Origin of the sequence: Clostridium chromiireducens (genome assembly GCF_003575225.1) — a bacterium.
In the GTDB taxonomy this organism is placed as follows: domain Bacteria; phylum Bacillota; class Clostridia; order Clostridiales; family Clostridiaceae; genus Clostridium; species Clostridium chromiireducens.
The window spans coordinates 130,578-150,755 of the sequence record NZ_QXDJ01000005.1 but is presented as its reverse complement, the minus strand read 5'-3'; the positions used below and the strand labels follow the sequence as shown (position 1 = coordinate 150,755).

General features: G+C 28.6%; 20 protein-coding genes and 2 pseudogenes. 6 read left to right on the top strand and 16 right to left on the bottom strand.

Translation table 11 applies throughout. The features are described from left to right. Window positions 1-153 precede the first annotated feature (153 nt). Window positions 154-285: a hypothetical protein gene (locus tag D2A34_RS27505; protein ID WP_279221640.1), complete on the top strand. Its 132-nt coding sequence runs from the start codon at window positions 154-156 to the stop codon at window positions 283-285. Window positions 286-591: 306 nt separating this feature from the next. Here the strand turns inward: D2A34_RS27505 and D2A34_RS19390 are convergent. After that, window positions 592-1,228: pseudogene (locus tag D2A34_RS19390) on the bottom strand (Rpn family recombination-promoting nuclease/putative transposase). A gap of 396 nt (window positions 1,229-1,624) precedes the next feature. Here D2A34_RS19390 and D2A34_RS19385 point away from each other — a divergent pair. After that, on the top strand, window positions 1,625-2,185 hold the full coding sequence (locus tag D2A34_RS19385; protein WP_119367689.1) for a sigma-70 family RNA polymerase sigma factor: 561 nt from the start codon (window positions 1,625-1,627) through the stop codon (window positions 2,183-2,185). A 57-nt stretch (window positions 2,186-2,242) separates the two neighbouring features. On the opposite strand, the gene D2A34_RS19380 is transcribed toward D2A34_RS19385, so the two are convergent. The 7 genes from D2A34_RS19380 to D2A34_RS19350 all read right to left on the bottom strand — a co-directional run bounded on the left by D2A34_RS19380 (window position 2,243) and on the right by D2A34_RS19350 (window position 7,985). Continuing rightward, on the bottom strand, window positions 2,243-3,385 hold the full coding sequence (locus tag D2A34_RS19380; protein ID WP_182629430.1) for a phage replisome organizer N-terminal domain-containing protein: 1,143 nt from the start codon (window positions 3,383-3,385) through the stop codon (window positions 2,243-2,245). Window positions 3,386-3,815: 430 nt separating this feature from the next. Continuing rightward, window positions 3,816-4,259 carry a hypothetical protein gene (locus D2A34_RS19375; protein ID WP_147357750.1) on the bottom strand — a complete coding sequence of 148 codons (444 nt, stop codon included), beginning with the start codon at window positions 4,257-4,259 and terminating at the stop codon, window positions 3,816-3,818. A gap of 218 nt (window positions 4,260-4,477) precedes the next feature. Then, window positions 4,478-5,410, bottom strand: coding sequence for a YqaJ viral recombinase family nuclease (locus tag D2A34_RS19370; protein WP_079441539.1), 933 nt, complete (start codon window positions 5,408-5,410; stop codon window positions 4,478-4,480). Window positions 5,411-5,544: 134 nt separating this feature from the next. Then, a complete protein-coding gene (locus tag D2A34_RS19365; RefSeq protein WP_139376273.1) occupies window positions 5,545-5,718 on the bottom strand; it encodes a DUF1540 domain-containing protein in 174 nt (57 codons plus the stop codon). After that, the gene (locus D2A34_RS19360) at window positions 5,705-6,505 is read right to left on the bottom strand and encodes a phage antirepressor KilAC domain-containing protein (protein WP_119367685.1); all 801 of its coding nucleotides are present in this window, start codon (window positions 6,503-6,505) and stop codon (window positions 5,705-5,707) included. Before D2A34_RS19360 ends, D2A34_RS19365 begins: the two co-directional genes overlap by 14 nt. A 68-nt stretch (window positions 6,506-6,573) precedes the next feature. After that, on the bottom strand, window positions 6,574-6,771 hold the full coding sequence (locus D2A34_RS19355; protein ID WP_079441537.1) for a helix-turn-helix domain-containing protein: 198 nt from the start codon (window positions 6,769-6,771) through the stop codon (window positions 6,574-6,576). A 299-nt stretch (window positions 6,772-7,070) separates the two neighbouring features. Further along, window positions 7,071-7,985, bottom strand: coding sequence for an N-acetylmuramoyl-L-alanine amidase (locus D2A34_RS19350; RefSeq protein WP_119367684.1), 915 nt, complete (start codon window positions 7,983-7,985; stop codon window positions 7,071-7,073). Window positions 7,986-8,111: 126 nt separating this feature from the next. Between D2A34_RS19350 and D2A34_RS19345 the strand changes: the two genes are divergently transcribed. The 4 genes from D2A34_RS19345 (at window position 8,112) to D2A34_RS19330 (ending at window position 9,356) form a co-directional block, all read left to right on the top strand. Continuing rightward, window positions 8,112-8,294 carry a YvrJ family protein gene (locus D2A34_RS19345; protein ID WP_119367683.1) on the top strand — a complete coding sequence of 61 codons (183 nt, stop codon included), beginning with the start codon at window positions 8,112-8,114 and terminating at the stop codon, window positions 8,292-8,294. A 153-nt stretch (window positions 8,295-8,447) separates the two neighbouring features. Next, window positions 8,448-8,672 carry a DUF1659 domain-containing protein gene (locus tag D2A34_RS19340; protein WP_079441534.1) on the top strand — a complete coding sequence of 75 codons (225 nt, stop codon included), beginning with the start codon at window positions 8,448-8,450 and terminating at the stop codon, window positions 8,670-8,672. 68 nt (window positions 8,673-8,740) lie between these two features. Beyond that, on the top strand, window positions 8,741-8,959 hold the full coding sequence (locus D2A34_RS19335) for a DUF2922 domain-containing protein (RefSeq protein WP_119367820.1): 219 nt from the start codon (window positions 8,741-8,743) through the stop codon (window positions 8,957-8,959). 217 nt (window positions 8,960-9,176) lie between these two features. Next, complete coding sequence (locus D2A34_RS19330; protein WP_119367682.1) at window positions 9,177-9,356, top strand: hypothetical protein; 180 nt, start codon at window positions 9,177-9,179, stop codon at window positions 9,354-9,356. A gap of 160 nt (window positions 9,357-9,516) precedes the next feature. Here the strand turns inward: D2A34_RS19330 and D2A34_RS19325 are convergent, their stop codons facing one another. The 8 genes and pseudogenes from D2A34_RS19325 to D2A34_RS19290 form a co-directional block, all read right to left on the bottom strand. After that, on the bottom strand, window positions 9,517-10,962 hold the full coding sequence (locus tag D2A34_RS19325; protein WP_119367681.1) for a DEAD/DEAH box helicase: 1,446 nt from the start codon (window positions 10,960-10,962) through the stop codon (window positions 9,517-9,519). Between the two features lie 155 nt (window positions 10,963-11,117). Further along, a complete protein-coding gene (locus tag D2A34_RS19320; RefSeq protein ID WP_119367680.1) occupies window positions 11,118-11,987 on the bottom strand; it encodes a Cof-type HAD-IIB family hydrolase in 870 nt (289 codons plus the stop codon). A gap of 40 nt (window positions 11,988-12,027) precedes the next feature. Then, window positions 12,028-13,401: an MATE family efflux transporter gene (locus tag D2A34_RS19315; RefSeq protein WP_119367679.1), complete on the bottom strand. Its 1,374-nt coding sequence runs from the start codon at window positions 13,399-13,401 to the stop codon at window positions 12,028-12,030. Between the two features lie 456 nt (window positions 13,402-13,857). Next, window positions 13,858-13,968, bottom strand: a pseudogene (locus tag D2A34_RS19310) (DEAD/DEAH box helicase family protein); the annotation flags it as partial. 24 nt (window positions 13,969-13,992) lie between these two features. Next, a complete protein-coding gene (gene galE, locus D2A34_RS19305) occupies window positions 13,993-15,003 on the bottom strand; it encodes a UDP-glucose 4-epimerase GalE (protein WP_119367677.1) in 1,011 nt (336 codons plus the stop codon). A 107-nt stretch (window positions 15,004-15,110) separates the two neighbouring features. Further along, entirely contained in the window at window positions 15,111-16,310 is a 1,200-nt protein-coding gene (locus tag D2A34_RS19300; RefSeq protein WP_119367676.1) for a MerR family transcriptional regulator, read from the bottom strand. Between the two features lie 834 nt (window positions 16,311-17,144). After that, entirely contained in the window at window positions 17,145-18,701 is a 1,557-nt protein-coding gene (locus tag D2A34_RS19295; RefSeq protein ID WP_119367675.1) for a GxxExxY protein, read from the bottom strand. Window positions 18,702-18,905: 204 nt separating this feature from the next. Beyond that, a complete protein-coding gene (locus tag D2A34_RS19290) occupies window positions 18,906-20,177 on the bottom strand; it encodes a TIGR02679 domain-containing protein (RefSeq protein ID WP_119367674.1) in 1,272 nt (423 codons plus the stop codon). Between the last annotated feature and the right edge of the window lies 1 nt (window position 20,178).

Genomic DNA, 20,178 nt, shown 5'->3' with positions numbered 1-20,178 from the left:
GAATTTATCTTATGAAAGAGATATTGTTATCAGGTGAAAAATTACTGCTAGAATTGTAAATTATCCTAGGAGGGGATATTATATAATAATTAAGAAGGTGAAATTTATGCAAAATGCAATAACAAACGAATACATAGAACTAGAAATAGAATAATGAATATATATAAAAATAGTGAAAGGAACAAAGAACAACAATGGTGCGGATTAAGATCACAACCAGTTTGCGTTTCAGTATATAAAGAAGCAAAATACATTAATAAATATGGATTTAAAAAATATAACTAGTATGTTGTTTAAAATTAAACAACAAGGATTAGATTTTACAACAAAATCGGAAAATAATGTAAAAAATTGATGTTATAGAAGTGTTATTTGGATGTGCTAATACTTTAAGGCACAGTGAAGAAGAATTTTTGGGCTATAGATAAGAAGATAAGATTGCTCTTAGGAGTGTAAAATAAATCATCATTTTTAACCACTACAATTATGTAGCGGTTAAAAATCCATACATTATCCATTTTCTCATATATAATAGGATGTGGGGAATAAATTTCAATGACTATTGACTCTGACCACTTATAGAAATAATAATTATTTTATTTTCTCTTTAAATTCATCAAAGCTTTTAGCAATAACTGAAATTTTATTCCAACTCTTTAATATATGAATATCATTTTGTTCATTTATAGAATCAATCAAACTTCGTGGCACATTTCCTAGTTCTTTCAAATTATCCAAAATAGTTTCTTTTAGACCCTCTATTTTACCTTCTTCAATTTTTTCTCTATCTCTTTCTAATAAAGTCATGAATTCCACCTCCATTAAAATATCATTCTTAACTTCCTGCACTCTCTTATGTATAGCTTTAATAAGATTTCCTTTAGCATGCCTTACCACATCATCTCTTGAATCTTCTACATAAGCAAGGAATTCTAATAATTCATCACTTAAATCTTTCATAATTCCCTTTGTGTTTAATATTATTTTCTGCGCTTCATCATTTAACATTATAGATTGTGTTGTTTTCATCTTTAACATAAACATCAAGCCTAATACCTTTGCTTTCAAGTAATAAATCTATAGTTTTCTGCTCTTCAACCATTTCTACTTTTTCTATTTCAATTTCTAGAATCTTTTCTAATAATTCCTTGCATATTTCTTTATCGCTCATAACCTTTGCAAAAAGAAAATCATCTTCAAGATTTAATTCCTTTAAAGTTTTATTCATTCTATTAACCTTACCCTATTCTTTATCTTTTGTTTTGATTATTAACAACATTATAGCTAATTAAACTAGGAGTTTCAATAGCTCCCTAACTTTCAAAGATTTTAGTTATTAATGGCTTTTTTATTTTTCTAGCCATTGGATATTTGAATTCAATATAAATGAAAAATATTTTGCTTTATATAATAAGGCAAATCTTAATATGCCCCTTATAATTTTAACGGCGATAAAATTCTCGTGGTTAAAACTCATAAATTAGTCACTTTACCTACATAATTTTTTAAAAAAATATGTAATTATTTGAGTGAATTCATATATAACAATTTAAGAGGTATTTATTTACATTTGAAGAATTGTAAAACGTACACCTTTTAATTTTACTATATTGGAGGAGTTTACATGGATTATGACTATATTGAAGAACTAGTTTCCGCATCTAAGCTTGGAGATGAAAAAAGCAAGGAACTATTAGTTAATGAATTTAAACCATTTATTATAAGTTTATCTAAAAGAACTTTTATTAATGGATACGATAAAAATGATATACAAAGTGAATGTTATAAAATATTATTTTACTGCCTTGATAGATATAATACACAAAGTCATAAGTTTGTTGGGTATGCCATTAACGCAATAAAAAATCAACTTAGTTCCCTTATTAAAAAAAGTATTAATCGTTCAAGTTCTGAAGGAAATGAGGCCCTTTCTTTATATGAAAATTTAGAAAGTACCTTATTTTCAACTGAACTTAATCTTGAAGATTCTTTTTGCCAAAAATGCGATAAAGAAAAATTAAATATGATTCTTAACAATTTAAATGAGGGCGAAAAAGAACTCATTAATTCTATATTTTTCAAAAATAATACTGTTAGAACTTATGCCTTTTCTAAGAATATGTGCTATTCCACTGCAATTTTAAAGAAGAATAATGTTTTAAAAAAGATTGGTGCCTTACTTTAGATAAATAACATGTAACTTAAACTTATGCGGTAACTTACCGAAATAAGTATGGTTAAATTAATCCCATCCTAGAAGAGCTTTCTCTAAAGAATCATAGTCATAATCTCTTGGTTTAAAATTATTAAATCTTAACGGTTTATATCCAGAAGCTCCTGCTCTATAGCTAACTTGCATATTATCTAGAACTGGATACCCTTCTCTTTTCCAATTCATTAGGATTCCATTGATATATTTCATGCTAGGTTTGTTTAATTCTAAGGATTTATCTATAGCAAATCTAGCATTATCCTTGCCATGAATTGATATGCAGTTTTTAAGAGCATTTAAATTAAGCCCTATTACCTTTATAGAATTCTTTTTGTAATGTTCCAAAAGTTCATTGGCTGCTTTATAAACTTTTTGTTTTTCAGATACAGGAGAGAGAGATTTGGAATTATCATTATCAAGGTCATTACTTTGAGTGAAATTGCTTGTCTTGCTTACCAGTAAATTAGCTCTTTTCTCTATACTGTTACGTCTTTTACTCTCTATCTCACTCTTATTCTCTTTCTTTATCTCCTTCTTATTCTTTGTCTTATTCTCTATCTCCTTAGTTACAGTAACGTTACAATTCTTTTCAAAAAAAATCTCATTTGTATGTGTCACATCTATATTATTTAGATTATTTAAGTTACCCTCACCAATTTTATTTGAAATAAGCTTCTCATTGCTTTGTGTATTCAAATTACTTTCTTCAATATTATTTAAAGCTGAATTTTCACTAGTCTGCGTATTTAAATCATTGTTCTTGATTTTATCTTCAGCACAGTTTTCTTTCTTCTTAGCTCTGTGATCTCTAACTCTATTCCTATTTAAGCTTCTGGTTCTTTCCATCCCCTCAATGTTTTGATACTTCTCCCAGTTACAAATTTTAATAAAGTTATTCTCATATATTTCAATAATTTTAAAATCACTTAATACCTTAAATGCTGATTCAATAGAACCTAATGGTCTATTAAATATTATAGAAAACATTTCATTAGTATATGGAGTCTTTTCATTAAAATAAATTAATCCCTTATCATTTGTTTTAGCTGCCTGAATATATAATTTCATTAACAAACATATTATAATATCCCTATTTTCCATTACCTCAATAAACTTCAACTTCTCCCCATCAAATATTCCAGTATATAATTTAATCCAAGCTATATCACTCACTTTATTCTCCCCTTTATATAAAATAATGAATGATGAACATATAATTCATATTTCATCATCCATCTCCCTTTCACCAATTATCCCTGTAACCTTATTCTTTTCTAATCAACAAAATATAGGTAAGACTTATCAGATAAACATATTTATATAGCTGTTAGACTTTAATTGGATATCTTCACTAGAAATCAAATACATTTTTGTACCCACAAGGGGCATAATATGGAGCAGGCATTTGAAAATGAGCTGCTAAAAATACTTAATGGAGGCTTGTTCCGCATTAGCTTGTCACAATGAAATTGGGAGCAAGCTAATGTGGGTACAAGCTTCCATTTAGTATTTTCAGCGATATTTTCATAGTCCTGAGGAACAAAAATGTATTTGATTTCGGTAAGTTATCTCATAATTCTAAGCTACATACTGTTTATCAGTATTACCCAACATAATATTTTTTGAATTTTGTTAATTCGCTCCATGATGGAATCAATCCAACTTCATTGCATAGTTCTATATACTTTTTAAATATTTCAAATTTCATATTGCAGCCTTCCTCTTCATTAATTAAATCTTTTATGATGTTTTGACCTTTTATCCCATCTTCTCTAGAATCCTGCTCTTCTAAAGTTTGTGCCGTATTAATATCTTTAGCTAATTTCTTATTAACATTAGTTTGATCTATAGGCGATTCAGAAATATTAAAATTTGTAATAATTTTTTCATCCTCTTTATTTGTAGAACCATTATCAATATTTATCATAATCTCTTCATTCTTTAATATACTTATATCATTATTATCTACTGCACTTTCTTTATCTCCAGTGATTCCGCTTTCCGCCATAATCTTTAAATCCCTTTTTAAACTCTTATTTGTTGCCATAAAAAATCTTTAGTAGGAGCTTGCATTTCATCAGAACTCCCACTAAAATTCACCTCCTTTTACTACTGTGCCCTTATTAATTCCTATTGAGTTATCTCCGCACTCGAAATCAAGTTTTCGTCATAGTTTAGTTTACATAATAATTATTATATTGAGTAATTTCACTCTTTTTCTTCTACAATTTATTGTTGAAATACTATTGAATTATCTATCTCTATTTATATTTCTTTAACTTCAAATCTTCTAGAAATGATTTCTTTTATTACATTTTTATACACTTCAGGATAATTATTTTTCAAAGTTTTTGCATCTATCCTATTAGAAGAAATGCGCTTCCAGTCAACTCGATATTTTTCTAAAATTCCTATTTCTGCGCTTTTCATTTCATTTTTAATATTATTTTCTATTTGTTTAAGCTGCTGATCTAAGTTTTGTATGCTATCTTTAATTTTTGTATACTCTGTAAGCATATTCGTATAATCTTCATGCAGCGTCACTTCTAACCCTTTTTCACTATTTTTATATTTACCATCTATATATTTTGCAGCACTAAGGCTCCCATCAATTAAAGGTGGGATTCTCTTTAAAACGTGGTTATACCAAAAGTCTTTCTCCTTCTCAATTATCATATTTATTAACTCATCATCTCTCTCGATCTCTTTTATAACAAACCTTTGGCCACCAATTAATGATGCTATATAGCATTTATCTGCCCCGGAAACTCTCATATTATGCTGGCATTGAAGTATAAAATTTGCTGGAATCTCTTCCCCTTCATACTCTTTGGCTGAAAATACACTTGAAGTCTTACACATTAATATTGAATTTTCACCTATAACTTTTCTATCTATATTTGCTCTCATAAAATTATATTCACTATCAATTAATATCTTGTTTTCTTTTCTTACTTTTTTGCCTGTCCTTACTGTATACTCTTTAGCATTAACTTCTTTTAAGGTTTCGCCCCAATAGGCACTTTCAGCTATATTTTTATATGAAGGTTTTAAACTAATTTCCTTCAATATGTCATCAGAAATTTTCTCAGCAAATATCTCAAATATGCTTTTGTGTCTGTTAACTCCCATTATAGCACCTACATCAGAGCCACCGATTCCCTTCTGTCTTTCCTTATGAAATTCTATGCTTCTCAATAGTACACCCCCTTCTAATATATGCTTACATATGATTCTAAATTATCAATTATATTTAAAAACCTATTAAAAGATCTGGATATCTGATCCCAAAAGAAATATATATATCTTCAGGCTCACAAATCTTTGACCTTTTATTCTTGATACATCCAGCTACTATTGTATTTAAAACCTTTACAGCTCAATCCTTGAATGTCCTCATTTTTTTCATCTACATAATCAAAGCTTATGAGTTCAATACACATTCTATTACATTTTCCCTTATTATAATAAAGGCATGTTTTAAAAGCACATTTAACAACCATCATAATTTTTTCCTATGAACTTGTTTATAAAATATTTCTGGCCCTTTCCTGTTATTTTAGTAGTTTTAGAGACTATTACCTTGCCATCCCCGTGATTTATAATTGTTTCCTTTATTTGAAAAAGCTTAAGATCCATAGATTTTTGAGTTGGAAGATTATATTCTGATCCCTTTCTTTTTACTAGATATCCATTTTCTCTGAGATAATCAAATAATCTAAGTCCTCCAATGTTTATCCCATTTTGCTTAAGTATCTTTGCAAGTTCATTAACTAAAATTGTACTTTTAGAGTTACAAACTGCATCAGCAAAAATAACCTTGGCCCTGCTTTTTGACACCTCACTTCGAAGTACTTTTCTTTCCTCTTCTTCGGTAATCCATTTCTTTGCCCGCTCTATTGGGTCATCAATAAGATAACTATATTTATTTTGCCTTAATGCTTTTTCCATTTTGTAAAACATGTCCACATACTTAGCAGTGAATATAATGCCTTTTTGACCATTAAATTTATTAGCTAATAAATCACATCCAAGACGAGTACATAAATAGCACTTTCTTTTTTCCCCTTTAGCATCTACATACATAGATTCAACGAAATACTTTTCTACAGAGATATTTTCATCTCTTAAAACTTCTACTATACCATTAAATTTTGTAGTCCCATCTTTATTTTTTACACCATCAAGTTTTCTTAAAACTGCATAATGAGGAACTCCTGTAAAATCTGATATATCTCTAGTATCAATGGTTAATGATTCTCTTAAGATTATGTTATTAACATTTTGACTCACTAGTTTTTCTCCTCTCACAAGAATTTACTTCTCAATAACTCCCAATTTAAATTTTCTAGTATTATTCTTTAGAAAAAAACCTCAATTGCACTTGTTTCAAGTGCATCTGCTATTTTAATCATAACTTCTCTCGAAGGATTTGATGCTCCTTTTATATCATTTTCTAAGGTTGATAAATAACCTATTGCCACTCCACTTTTAATCGATAGTTCTTTAATAGTTAAATTTAAATTTTTCCTTATTTCTTTAATCTTAAATACTTTCATCTCGTCACTCCTAAAATAAATTCAAATTTTTACCATATCCAGATGTTATCATATTTAGAAAATTCGTACAACACTTTTTTCGTATTTTTGAAATATTTTTTTCCTTTTAATCCCAACTTATTATCTTTTGACTACTTTTTCTCGAAATTTCGCTCACACAGAATTATCCATTTTTCTCATTTTATTGTACAAAACGACAATTAGTTCACAATCAATTGTATTTTTACATTTAATATTTTATGCAAACAATAAAAATAGTGCATATGATTATTTTCAAACATATACACTATTTCTAAAACTTATAGGTTGTTTCCTATGCAACATACAATCGAACCACTTTCATCAACTTTGTGACCATCAGGAGTTATACAGTTGCAATACATTGCGCCTCTTTCATCAAAAGCATAAAAATCATCATCGATTTGGAGCCACAAAGGCTTATTTTTAGTTCCTTTAACCATTTTACAAATTTCATTTAAATAATACCAATGTCCATCAGAATTATCATAATGCCATGAATTTTGCAAAGCATATCCATTATCATCAAAAATATACCATTCATTATCGATATTCTTCCAACCATTTTGAGAGGTATAGTAATACTTCTTCAAATTGTTAGTGCAATACCACCATCCGATATTATTTTTGTTCCATCCCATATTCCATAGTTTTTCATTAAAATTTTCAGCTCCAATTAATCCACACGCAATAGCTTCTGCAATCAATTCTGGATCATATTTATCTGCATCTTCACTATCTACAAATAAACATTCAACAAGAATTGCTGGCATTATCGTTCTATTAAGTACCATAAAATTTCCTTTTTTAACACCTCTATTAGGTATACTCAAAGCTTTTGCTAAAGAATTACTAATCTTTTCTGCATATTGATTAGATAAAGATGATAATCCGGTGACATAAACTTCAGACCCTGTTCCTCCCCCAGCATTTAGATGAATTTCTACATATAAATCTACTTTTTTAGTTTTGTCTATATTATTAGCATCATTAACCCTAGTATAACAATCCTCTAAATTTACAATATTACCTTTATCAATCCTAAATAGTTTTGCTGAATAGCCCTTTTCTTCCAGATATTTTACGATTAAAGGACAAATTTCGCGGACACATTTGCTTTCGTCAATCCTGCCAACTGCTCCACATCCATTACTTCCACTAGCTGTGTGACCTGCAGCTATAATAAAATTATTCATATTATACACCTCCTATTTGAGATATATACTTTCACTTAAATTATTACAAACATAGGGAAGATTTTTTTATTTTAAATATAAAATTATTCCTATATCTCCATATAAGCTTATTAGGAGGTGATTTTCATGGAAATTAATGAATTAGTAAATTTGATAACTAATGCTGGATTTCCCGTTGTTGTAAGTGCTTATCTTCTTATAAGACTGGAAAAACAAATACTTGGGTTATCATCATCAATTAATAAACTAAATACCATAATATCTACCAAGCTCGGTGTTGTAATTAATACAGATGCTGACAATACTTAAAGGTATATTTATCGAAGTAGAGGTAGCTCAATATACATTTAAGTATTATAAATCTAAATTAATTATAAATCACAAAAATTTTTAAAATTATATGTAATTATTTTGGCTTAGGTGTATATCTCATATGAAATCAAAATTAAGGAGGTAACAAATATGGCTACAAGTAAAGTAATTTCAACTACTACTCTTAGTATCGAGGTGCAATCTTCAGTGGATAAAGCGGGAGATCCTATATATACTAAGAAAAGTTTTTCTAACATCAAAAATGGTGCAGATCCTCAAAATGTTTTTGATGTTGCACAAGCTATAAAGGGAGTTTTAAGTGCTAATACTGGCGATGTGTACTTAAATGAATCTTCAGCTTTAGAACAAGCTTAGGCAAAATCAAAAAAATAACACTTCAATCGCCATAAAATTAAATTTAAAAGGAGGCAAAGAAAATGGATATGGAGTACACTTTATCAATGACTTTTTTAACTGAAGCTGGGACAAAAGCTTCTTTAAGTATCAGCGGGGTTAAATCTACTGTTACTGAAGCTGAGGTTAATGCACTTATGGATACGATAATCTTAAAAAACGTATTTAAAACTAATGCTGGGGCTTTTGTTAAAAAGGCTGATGCTAAGCTTACTGCTAAGAATGTTACTGATTATAGTATTGCTTAAGACACAAAAAATAGATGGCTTGCTGTCATCTATTTTTTATTATATACATGAAATTAGTGCTTTATTATTACCACATTTCTTAGCGCCACTCAAAAGTACTAATAGTGTGTTTACTACTATTTTTCCTAATAAAAATTAATATATTCAAAAAATAGAATATTCAAAATATTTAGAATATGATATAATAAGATAAAAATATATAGAGGTGGTATGCTTTATGGAGAAATATGGAAATCACGAAATAATTGTAATACAGAATAATGAAAATCAATACCCATATAAGGCAATTGCAAAAATAGGAGATACTGAAATAAAGCATAAGGGACAGAGCCAGTCGGAGGCGATTGATTTAGTTAAGCAAAGCATTAATAAGTTAAAATTAAAACACATACTTTAGCCATAATATATAGAAATTCCAATAAATAAAAATTGGTATATTTAAAATATCAGGTATCCAATCTACATAAAAACCCTCGACTAATGTCGGGGGTTTTTACTTTAGAAATAGCAAAATAGGCTTCTTTATTACCTCTTCATAAGGATACTCTTGTTTATTCTTATATATCTACTTTACTTACGGTACGAAGTCTACCTTTGATAGGTGTTTTTTGTAACTGCTGAAACACCCACTCCCCTTTATTATTCAATATTTCCACAAAGGTAGATATATCAACTATATTGATGATTCCTATATCGTCCTTTGTCATACCTTCAATATTACAAAGTGTGCCTACAATATCTACCGCCCTCATCTTTGTTTTCTTCCCTGCATTAATATGTAATTTCATAATCTCTTTACTTAGCTCAGAACCTTTTGATTCTTTAATTTCAGGTTTTGTATTCATTTTCAAAGCAAATTCTTCTTTGAGATTATTTACAGTTTCCAATGAAGGCCTCTCCTTCAAAATAATCTCTTTACCTATATATTCATGTATATCATTTAAAAACTTACTTTCATTTTGTGCTACAAAAGTAATTGCTCTACCCATCTTGCCTGCGCGCCCAGTTCTTCCTATCCTATGAACATAGCTTTCCTTGTCTTCTGGTATATCATAATTAATTACATGGGTGATATTATCTATATCTATCCCTCTAGCTGCAACATCTGTAGCTATTAGATATCTAAAATAACCCAGCTTAAAATTATTCATTACTCTTAACCTATCACTTTGTTCCATTCCGCCATGTATTTTTCTACAATTATACTGGAGCTTTGAAAGCTTATTATAAACTTCATCTACCTTTTGTTTTGTATTGCAGAATATCATACAGCTATCTGGATTTTCTAATATAGTTATATCTCTTAAAAGTTCTATTTTATCCAATTCATTTACGTTATATCTTTCTTGGCATATATTATCTGCAGCTTTATTTTGCTCCTCAATTTCAATATGTATAGGATCTTTCATATATTTGTTGCATAAAGTCTCTATGTCTTTTGGCATTGTGGCTGACAATAACATGGTCACACGTTCTTTTGATAAGCTTTTTATTATTGTTTCTATTTGCTCTACAAATCCCATATTAAGCATTTCATCGGCTTCATCAATTATAAGATACTTTATCTTTGATAGATCAAATGTACCTTTTTCTATATGATCTATAATACGACCAGGTGTCCCAACTACTATATGTGTTTTTTGTTTAAGTTCCTTTTCTTGATCATAGAAAGGGGACTTCCCATAAATTGCAGCTGCTTTAATTCTCTTAAATCTACCTATATTAAAAAAATCCTCTTTAACTTGGATAGCAAGTTCTCTTGTTGGCGTAAGCACTAATGCTTGAGGCTTATTTTCTTCCCAATCCACTAATTGGCAAATAGGAATAGCATATGCTGCAGTCTTCCCGCTTCCAGTTTGAGACTTTACTACTATATCCTTTTCAGTTAACGCAATTGGTATAACCTGTTCCTGAACTTTTGTTAACTTCTTGAAATTTAACATACTAATTGCTTTTAATAACTCACTGCTTAAATGATAATCATTAAAATCTTCTTTTATCATTTGATCATCTCTTTTCTTATATTTTTTACTATTATTGTTAAAAATATACCTATTTATCCCATAGCTCGCATACTAACCTTTTTATTATATCATACCCATGTATTTCATTTGCAATCAATGAATAACTTCCTTTTCTTTGGTAGAATCTAATATTTTTATAATTCCCCGTTTAATATTCGATATATTGCTTTAGCTACTCCAAAATTTACATTTGTATCTGTAATATATTTAGCTACTTCTTTTATTTCATAAACTGCATTACCCATTGCAAAGGAATTTTTAAATTCTGTAAACATAGAGTAATCATTTAAGCCATCTCCAAGCACTACCACCTCATCTTTTTTTATATTCAATTTTTGTGCTACTTTTGCAAGAATTTTTCCCTTCTCAGCATCCATATGATTTACTTCAATGTTAGTTCCAAAACTTGCTGATATAGCTAGTCCTTCTAGTACTTCCATCTTTTTACGAACCTTATTTATAATTTCTTCTGATTGTGAAAAAGATACAAACTTTGCTATATTATTTTTTCTATTTAAAAATTCATTCATATCAGTAATATATTTCATATTTTTAAAATGCGGATTATTCTTAGCATATTTTAATATTTCTTCTTCATCTTTTAATTCTGGATGGAATGTAATAGATCTTTTTATCATTCCCGCTAAAGTTTCTTCTTTTGTATTTGTTGTATAAAATCCATCATCTGTGTATATTTCTATAGCTAAATCTTTACATCTCATTGTCTCTAAAATTTCTATTGCTCGTTTTTTTTCAATATAAGTATGTTCAACTATATCTCCATTAATATCTCTATATTCTGCTCCATTTAATACAACACAATCACATTGTAAGTCATATTTATGTATAAACGGCTCTACATCAGAATATGCTCTTCCTGTAGCAATTGCAAACTTAATTCCATTTTTTTGTGCAGCCTTAATTGCTTCTATATTTTCTTTTGGTATATCGTGATTTTTCCCAATCAATGTTCCATCCATATCTGCTGCTATTAATTTAATCATTTCTCTTCTTCTTCCTTTTCTATAATTTCTTCCTTAATTTTTATCTTATGGCTTTTACACTTTTATCTTCTTTTATTTCAACTCTAAAATTTTTATCTGAGTAGAAAACTATAAGTACAAAAATTGTACATGTAATCCAAATAAGTGGTTCTGAGATACATACTCCTAGATAACCCATTGATGGAGCTAAAAATCCTACAACTGCAAATTTCCCAAAAAGCTCAATTGAACTAGAAACAAGTGGCGTAAATTTCTTTCCAATTCCCTGAAGCGTACTTCTATATATAAGAAGTATGGCTAGTACATAATAAAAAGGAGTATTAATTCTTAAATATTTTACTGCTGTATCTATAATTAAAGTATCATTTGATCCTGTTAAAAATTTTATTATATATGTTCCAAAGGCAAAGGCCGTAATAACAACTATTGTTGACCATATTGCACCCATCATAACTGTTTTCTTAAGTCCAATATTTATACGTTCATATTTCTTTGCACCATAATTTTGACTTACAAATGTGGCTGCTGCTGTTGCCAAGGTTCCAAGGGGCATCATGTAAATTTCACTAATTTTTCTTGCTGCCATATGTGCAGTTATTATTTCCTTACCAAAACTGTTTATTGCACCTTGAAGTGCAACCGAACCAATTGAAACAAGTGATAGCATAAATCCCATAGACAATCCTGAAGTAATTAATTCCATTACCATAGTCCTATCATATTTAAAATCTCCTTTGGATAATTTTAGCTCCGGACATTTTTTTATAATATGATTAAATCCTAAGATTACAGCTACAATCTGTGATATTACAGTTGCATAAGCAGAACCTCTAACACCCCATTTAAATACTAAAATAAATGTAAAAACCAACACTACATTTAAAATTGAAGCATAAATTAAATATATAAGTGGACTACGGCTATCACCCAGTGCTCTTAGAACCCCTGCTATCATATTGTACATTATAGTAATAATCATAAACATTAAAATAATAACAATATATCCATATGCATCGTTTATTATTTCAGCTGGGGTATTTAAAAATTTAAGAAGATACATTATTGTACCTACTCCAAGAGCTGTAAATACTATTGATATTATAAGGTCTAGAATTACTGTCATTGCTACAGCTTGTCTCATACTGTCCATTTCTTTTGCTCCAAAATATCTTGCAATCACAATAGCAAATCCATTATTTATACCAATCGCCATACCAACAATAAGTCCAAACAGTGGTGTTGTAGCGCCTATAGCTGCTAAAGCATTTTCACCTAAGGTATGTCCAACAATCACTGTGTCCGCTAAATTGTACATTTGTTGAAACACACTCCCAAGAAATATAGGTAATGCAAAATAAAAAATTTGTTTCCCAGGATTTCCTGTTGTTAAATCCGTGATTTTATTTTTTTCCATTGTAGTTTTCCTCTCCAGCTTGCTTTCTATATAATTTAAACATTCCATTAAAATCTTTTTTTAATTTTACTATATCACAATAATAGTAAAAACTTATTTTATACGAAAAATTTGGTAACAAAAAATACTTTTTAGGTATTTATTTTTTTTAGAAACATATTGTTTTTTCTATATCCGTCCTTATAAAAAAATCTCTTCTACTTATATTTTGTGAAAGTTTCATCCATCATATAACTATTCATTTTTTTAATCCTTGAGGCTGCTTGTACTTGGTAATTTTCTGGACCTCGGAGGTGGTAGTTGTAAGTTTACGAGCGACTTGCTTCATAAATATTTCTAAGTATTATAAAACTCATAATGAAAATAAACGTTAATAGCTTCATTTAATCTTATTTCAGTACTAATTCTATCCTCAAAATATTTAATCATCTTGTTTCCCTTACAAAAATATTTTTAATCAAAAGCTGAAATTACAGTCTTTCCAACACCTGTCGCTGCAACTATTAGATTTTTATACTTCTTAAATAGCTCTCTTTCAACCTTAAGTTTTTCGAGGATTTCTTTTTGATTCAAATTTTTAATATTAATTTGCTAGAAACTAATTATATTCTCTCTTATTTCATTCCATTTTAGTGAATCGCGAATACCATCTTCAAGAGAGTAACGAGCCTCCCACTTAATAAGCTCTTTAGCCCTAGAAACTCTTGCAAAAGCCCCTGATACATCCCCTAATCTACGTTCAGCATTTTCCTTATTAATCTGTTTTCCAATTACATTTTCAAAAGAAGCCACAAGTTCTTTAACTGTAACTCCAGTACCAGTTCCAAGATTTATTACCAGATAGGAAGATTTTTGACTTCCAGCTAAATTGAAAGCCCTATCAAAATTTTCGATAGCTTTAACATGAGCAAGAGCAAGATCCCACACATGAATATAGTCTTTTATTGCTGAACCATCCATTGTTGGCCAATTTGTACCAGTTATTTTAAAAACATTTCCCTTATCAGATGCTGCATTAAGTAAGGCTCCTAGTACATGGCTTGGATTCTTTATGTGAGCACCAGATCTAAGCTTTGGATCAGCTCCTATTAAATTAAAATATCTTAAAGATATTCCTCTCATTCCATAGGCTTCGCAAAAATCTTCTAAAACCATTTCCATCATATACTTTGTACGAGCATATGGACTTCTAGGATTAAGAGATGAGTCTTCTGATACCATAAAACCTTCAACATCATCATATATTGAACCAGATGAACTGAATACTATATTCTTACATCCTAAATCATTTAAATTTTTAAAAAGCTCTATAGATTTTGTAACATTCTCATGATAATACTCATAAGGCTTTTCAACTGATTCTGGCACTACAACCAGTGCAGCTAGGTGAATAGTGAACTGAATATCTGGATTTTCTTCAAAGATTTTTTCTAGCAAACTCTTATCAGCAATATCACCTTTATAAAATATCTTTCCTTTAGTAAATTCCTCTCTGCCTCGAACTAGAGAGTCAAGAATTATTGGAGTATGTCCTTTGTCCTCTAGTGCAGAACATACTGTACTGCCGATATAACCTGCGCCACCTGTAACTACAACCTTCATTATAATCATCCCTTCTATATTTATTAAATTTATCTTATGCCTAGCCACTGTAAAACTCTAGATGAAGCTAAGTTTCAATTTATTAATATTTTTAGCTTGAAGACTTATTATTTCTTTGAATATGCCTTAAATAAACCTGTCTCCTTTGTGATAAAAATACTTCCCGTTACTTTCATCTTATTCTCAATAAACTTTTTAAAATTCTTTAGATTTTCACCAACTAAAACTTCCTTTGAATTTCCTGTGGTTGAATATAAATAATTAATAATAGGGTCTATCTCAGTAACTATAAGTGAATCATCATACATTAATAACTCAATGCCATCAAAACAATTAGAAATTTGTGATGCTCCATTTTCAAGACCAAAATCCTCAGAAAAATCTGATTGAGCTATAACTATGTTTGATTTAAACTCTTTGAGTAATTCTCTTAATTCAAAGAGATGATTTTTCCCAATAGTCGATAAATATAAATATCCTTTAGGTTTTAAAACTCGTTTAATTTCTGAAAGAGCCTTTTGTTTATCGCATATATGATAAACAATATGATCTGCAATAACAACATCAAAACTATTGTCATCATATGGTATATTTTGAGCATCAGCTTGGTTAAAGTTAAATTTTTTTGAGTAGTCCCCTAAATTCTGCCTTGCATCTTCAAGCATCCCTTCAGATATATCTGTTAAAGTTATTTTGCACTTCTTTGGAATTCTATCAATATTTCTAAGCCATAAACTTGCATTTCCACAGCCAAGCTCTAAAACTGTCATACCCTCGCAAAGCCCTAGTTGATCATAAAACCATTTATGCCAACCATATTTATTTGTGCTGAATAAATCATGAAGACTTATTCGTGCAGATAAATTTGCTGAATTTTTGTATTGATTTAACCAAATCCTTTCTGTATTAATTATTTTTATTATATTAGTAAATTTAGTCCAATCAAGGGTACTTTCAGTATCCATCATAAGTTCAGCTTCATTTATAGCCTTCTTCACTAGAACAAGATGATTAATCTTTTCATCAATTATGTCCATTTGCAAATTTAAGGATTCTCTTACATCATTCTTAAGATGATCTGATTTTATAAGTTCCTTAATTTCCTCTAGTGAAAAACCTATGAACTTTAGAGTTAATATCTTTTGAAGTTTCTGAAAATCTTCATCACTATAAAGTCTATAACCAGCCTCATTATAACTACTTGGGCACAAAAGACCTTCCTTATGATAATGATGAATAGTCTTTAAGGTTATTCCAGCTTTTTTTGCAAATATTCCTGCAGTATAAAATACTTTATCCTTTTCCATGATTTTCTCCCCCTTCAATTACATTATAGTGGTTATCCTAAGGTCAAGGTCAATGGGTATTTTATTAAATACACTTTATTAATTGAAAATTATATATAGATACCAACAGTGGAAATCATACTTATGTGTATAGCCAAGCGAAATTGAATACATATTTGTTCCATAGGGCTATGAAAATTTCGCTGGAAGTTTCTAAATGAGAGGTTTCCCCATTTCAGCATGCTCCTGAGGCAAGCTCAGGACAAGCAGAAATGTAACAACCTCTCATTAAGAAACATCAACAGCTTATTTTCAATGCCTATTTCACAAATATGTATCCAATTTCTGTGTTTCATATACACTTAAGTATGGTAAATGATGAATATAATACCAGGTATAAGTACATATACCAAAATTAAAAAATTTGACTTATTAGATAAACATATTTACAAACTTGTTAAAACTTTAATGTGATATCTTCACTAGAAATTATAAACATTTTTGTGAAGAAAACATTTGAAAATGGGCTGTTAAAGGTTCTTAGTTGTAGGTTGTTCCAATTTAGCTTGTCACACCGAAGATGGGAGCATGCTAAATTGGATACAACCTGGAGCTTAGAACCTTCAGCAACATTTTCATAGTTTTTCGGAATAAAAATATTTATGATTTCGGTAAATACCGCATAATTTTAAATTATAGTTGGTTTATTTATAACATAAATGCAATTAAAGCTGAGATTTTCTAAATATAAGAAAATCTCAGCTTGTGCTATATATTTTATTAATTAATTTTAAACTTTTTACTGACTATTACTCCGAAGTTTGATACCCTACTCTAATAGTCCCTATTCATTATCTACACAAACACTACAAATATTTCCTTTCCTTCATAGTGTATTACCTCTTCTTTGTAGTCTTTGTCTTTATTAAAATTATAAACAATAAGATACCCCTTATCCAAGCCTTGAATATCTAAATAGTCCTTAAGCTGACTTAATCCCTTTTTATGATATTCAATACCTCTCCATATCTTAAGTTCAATTACATACTTACTTGAAAGATAAGTAACTACTATATCAAGTCTTTTTTCTTCAGAAATCTGTACTTCTTTGAAATCAAACCCAACTCCATTTATTATAGGCTTTATAAATGCTAAAAATAATAATCTACACTCACGCTCTATAAATTTTGAGTCAATGGAGCTGTATTGTTCTTTAATAAACTGCTGAAATCTTAAAAGTATCTTCTCAAAATTTAGTCCATTTTCAATTATGAAATTTTCTTTGAAATTATAAGTTGACATATCTGTCTTATTTTCAAGCTTGGAAGAGAAATAATTATAAAGCATTTGCTCAAATATTCTGTTAGATATTTTTACTCTTCCATCTATATTTTTTAAATATCCGTATATAACTCCTAAATTTATAAGTGGATTATGAATATTAAAAGTCTTTTCCGTACCATTAATTATTAAATCAAATATATAGTCTTTAAATTCATTATTATTTTCAACATTCTTTATTAAATCATCAAAAAGAGTATTATTTTCCTGAAGAATTTCTTTAACAGCTCTATTAATATATTCTAGCTCCCATAATTTCTGATTATCTGACATAATATTTTCATCAATTATCTGACATAACCTGCTTACTAAAAAAGGATAACCATTTGTATAAAAATAAATAGACTCTGAGATTTCCTTAATATCCATTGATATATTTCTATCCTGAGAATATTCTTTAAGCATTGTTGCTATCTCATCTGAATCAAAACTCATATCTACATTAAAGTTTACTGCTATATTCCAAGGACTATTGTATTTTTTTTCATCATCTTCTCTGATTTTAAGCTTTAAATTCTTAATATCATAAACTCCTGCAAGAATTACTGAATAAAAAGTTTTATCTTTACCCTGCTGCCTTAATAAGAATTTATTTCTAAGCATTCCTAAAAAGCTCATAAATAACTGATTATTAGAACTCTTGTCTACTTCATCAATAAACAGTATAATTTCTTTGTTAACAATTCTACAAAAATTTGTAATAGCTTTTGAAACAGCATTTAAATCATTAACTTCTTCAGACAGTTCATAAAGTTTAGATGAATATTTTTCATAATTAAACTGTATACTATCTCCAAAGATTTTTAATATTGCTTTTGAAAAATTTCTTTCATCTTCAAATATTAAGTCTCCTAGTCCTTCAAAACTAATACTTAAAACTAAATATTCATCTTTTAAATCTTGCTCCAGCAGATACATTGTAGTGGTTTTCCCATACTGTCTTGGTCTATTTATAACAAAATAGTCCCCTCTATTAATCATATTTTTAATTTTAATAAGCTTATTAGTAATGTCAACCATATAATGCAAATGAGGAATACAAACACCTGTTGTATTAAATCTTCTATTCATTTTTAGCTCCTCTTTTCTGTAGATTACTAATTTATTTTAACTTTAATTGATATTGGTACCCATTTTCTCAGTAAAACCCTGTAATAACTATTTTTTATATTTAACAATAAAATATTTTTTTATAAAACAAAATCCCATACTTAATTATATTTTACCATAAAAATGAGAGTTTATTTTAAATATAGTCTGTACTGTGAATGGAAACTAAATCAATTTAATATACTCATCTATTAGTAATTCTTGATATGCAGCTTTCTGTTCCTTACTTATTCCTTCCTTAATATCCATTAATTCTTGAGATTTTAAATTTTCAAGTATTGCTAATCTTTTTTGGTTTATTGGTTCTGATGACTTAATTTTTTCATATATAGACTTATCATATAACATAAATTTTACTTTATCTTTATATTTTTGTTTTATTTTATCAGCAATAAGCAAACCTTCTGGATCAAAATCACCTGCATAATAAATATTTTTTAAGTTGGCTATCTTATCAATAATCATATATGATGATAAATTCAATTGTCCACTTGTACATATTAATGATGCTTTGCTCTTTATCTGTTTAGATACACTACTAAAAACAGATGGATTTTCAAAGATATAGACTTCATCATTTTCAACTTTCATATGCTTTATCTTTAGTAAATTTGATATTGAAAGTTGCAGAGGTTCCTTCCATTCATTGAATAATTTTATTTGCTTTATTTCGCTGCCGTCTTCATCAAAGGCGTTAAAGCCAAAAATAGTTGTATGATTAGATATTTCATCTTTTAAAATTCCTACATTATAATATAATTCATTTATTTCTTCAACTGCCTCTGTACTTTTCTTATTTAAAATAAAATTTATTCCATGAATTAATAATTTGCCAGTGTAAGTATCTAGATCAAAAAAATGTGGATTTTTAGTCATTTTTGCTGCAAACACTGCTATATTTTCTTTAGAATTATATGTATAAGGAAGTTTACTTAATGAATCATTTACTAATATCAATTCATTAAGTAAAGTATTAAGAGTATTATTTTCCTTATGTTCTTTATATTTTATAATTACTGTATTATAACCTCTTGCTTTATTCTCCTCTAAATATGTAAACCATTCTTTGCCTTTGCCATTTTGGGATTTATTAATTATAGTTTTGAAAAACTCATTTATACTATTTTTTTCTGTTTCTTTTATTTCTTTATTGCTTTTAAGCTCACTGCCTATAACTTTTTCCATTAACTCTATAAAAGAGTAGCCTTTAAGTTTTTTTATGAAAAGTTCTTCAACTAAAGTGCATTTAATCTTTGCCTTCCCATCATAAAGCACATTTTGATCAAAATTCATAAGCACATACGTATCTTCTTCAGACTTCGATTTTATTACAAAAGATCCTGTTATTTTCCCATATTTCTTAAACTTATTGTAGACTTCTTTAAAAATCACTTTATACATTTTATTGCTATTTATTAAAGCTAAAGCCTCTTCCATA

Bases quoted from the DNA above. Each gene is read 5' to 3' on its own strand.
- D2A34_RS27505 (WP_279221640.1), top strand. From the start codon at position 154: ATGAATATATATAAAAATAGTGAAAGGAACAAAGAACAACAATGGTGC.
- D2A34_RS19365 (WP_139376273.1), bottom strand. From the start codon at position 5,718: ATGATGGTTGTTAAATGTGCTTTTAAAACATGCCTTTATTATAATAAG.
- D2A34_RS19350 (WP_119367684.1), bottom strand. From the start codon at position 7,985: ATGAATAATTTTATTATAGCTGCAGGTCACACAGCTAGTGGAAGTAAT.
- D2A34_RS19290 (WP_119367674.1), bottom strand. From the start codon at position 20,177: ATGGAAGAGGCTTTAGCTTTAATAAATAGCAATAAAATGTATAAAGTG.
- D2A34_RS19355 (WP_079441537.1), bottom strand. From the start codon at position 6,771: ATGAAAGTATTTAAGATTAAAGAAATAAGGAAAAATTTAAATTTAACT.
- D2A34_RS19340 (WP_079441534.1), top strand. From the start codon at position 8,448: ATGGCTACAAGTAAAGTAATTTCAACTACTACTCTTAGTATCGAGGTG.
- D2A34_RS19385 (WP_119367689.1), top strand. From the start codon at position 1,625: ATGGATTATGACTATATTGAAGAACTAGTTTCCGCATCTAAGCTTGGA.
- D2A34_RS19335 (WP_119367820.1), top strand. From the start codon at position 8,741: ATGGAGTACACTTTATCAATGACTTTTTTAACTGAAGCTGGGACAAAA.
- D2A34_RS19300 (WP_119367676.1), bottom strand. From the start codon at position 16,310: ATGGAAAAGGATAAAGTATTTTATACTGCAGGAATATTTGCAAAAAAA.
- D2A34_RS19345 (WP_119367683.1), top strand. From the start codon at position 8,112: ATGGAAATTAATGAATTAGTAAATTTGATAACTAATGCTGGATTTCCC.
- D2A34_RS19375 (WP_147357750.1), bottom strand. From the start codon at position 4,259: ATGGCAACAAATAAGAGTTTAAAAAGGGATTTAAAGATTATGGCGGAA.
- galE (WP_119367677.1), bottom strand. From the start codon at position 15,003: ATGAAGGTTGTAGTTACAGGTGGCGCAGGTTATATCGGCAGTACAGTA.
- D2A34_RS19315 (WP_119367679.1), bottom strand. From the start codon at position 13,401: ATGGAAAAAAATAAAATCACGGATTTAACAACAGGAAATCCTGGGAAA.
- D2A34_RS19295 (WP_119367675.1), bottom strand. From the start codon at position 18,701: ATGAATAGAAGATTTAATACAACAGGTGTTTGTATTCCTCATTTGCAT.
- D2A34_RS19330 (WP_119367682.1), top strand. From the start codon at position 9,177: ATGGAGAAATATGGAAATCACGAAATAATTGTAATACAGAATAATGAA.
- D2A34_RS19320 (WP_119367680.1), bottom strand. From the start codon at position 11,987: ATGATTAAATTAATAGCAGCAGATATGGATGGAACATTGATTGGGAAA.
- D2A34_RS19325 (WP_119367681.1), bottom strand. From the start codon at position 10,962: ATGATAAAAGAAGATTTTAATGATTATCATTTAAGCAGTGAGTTATTA.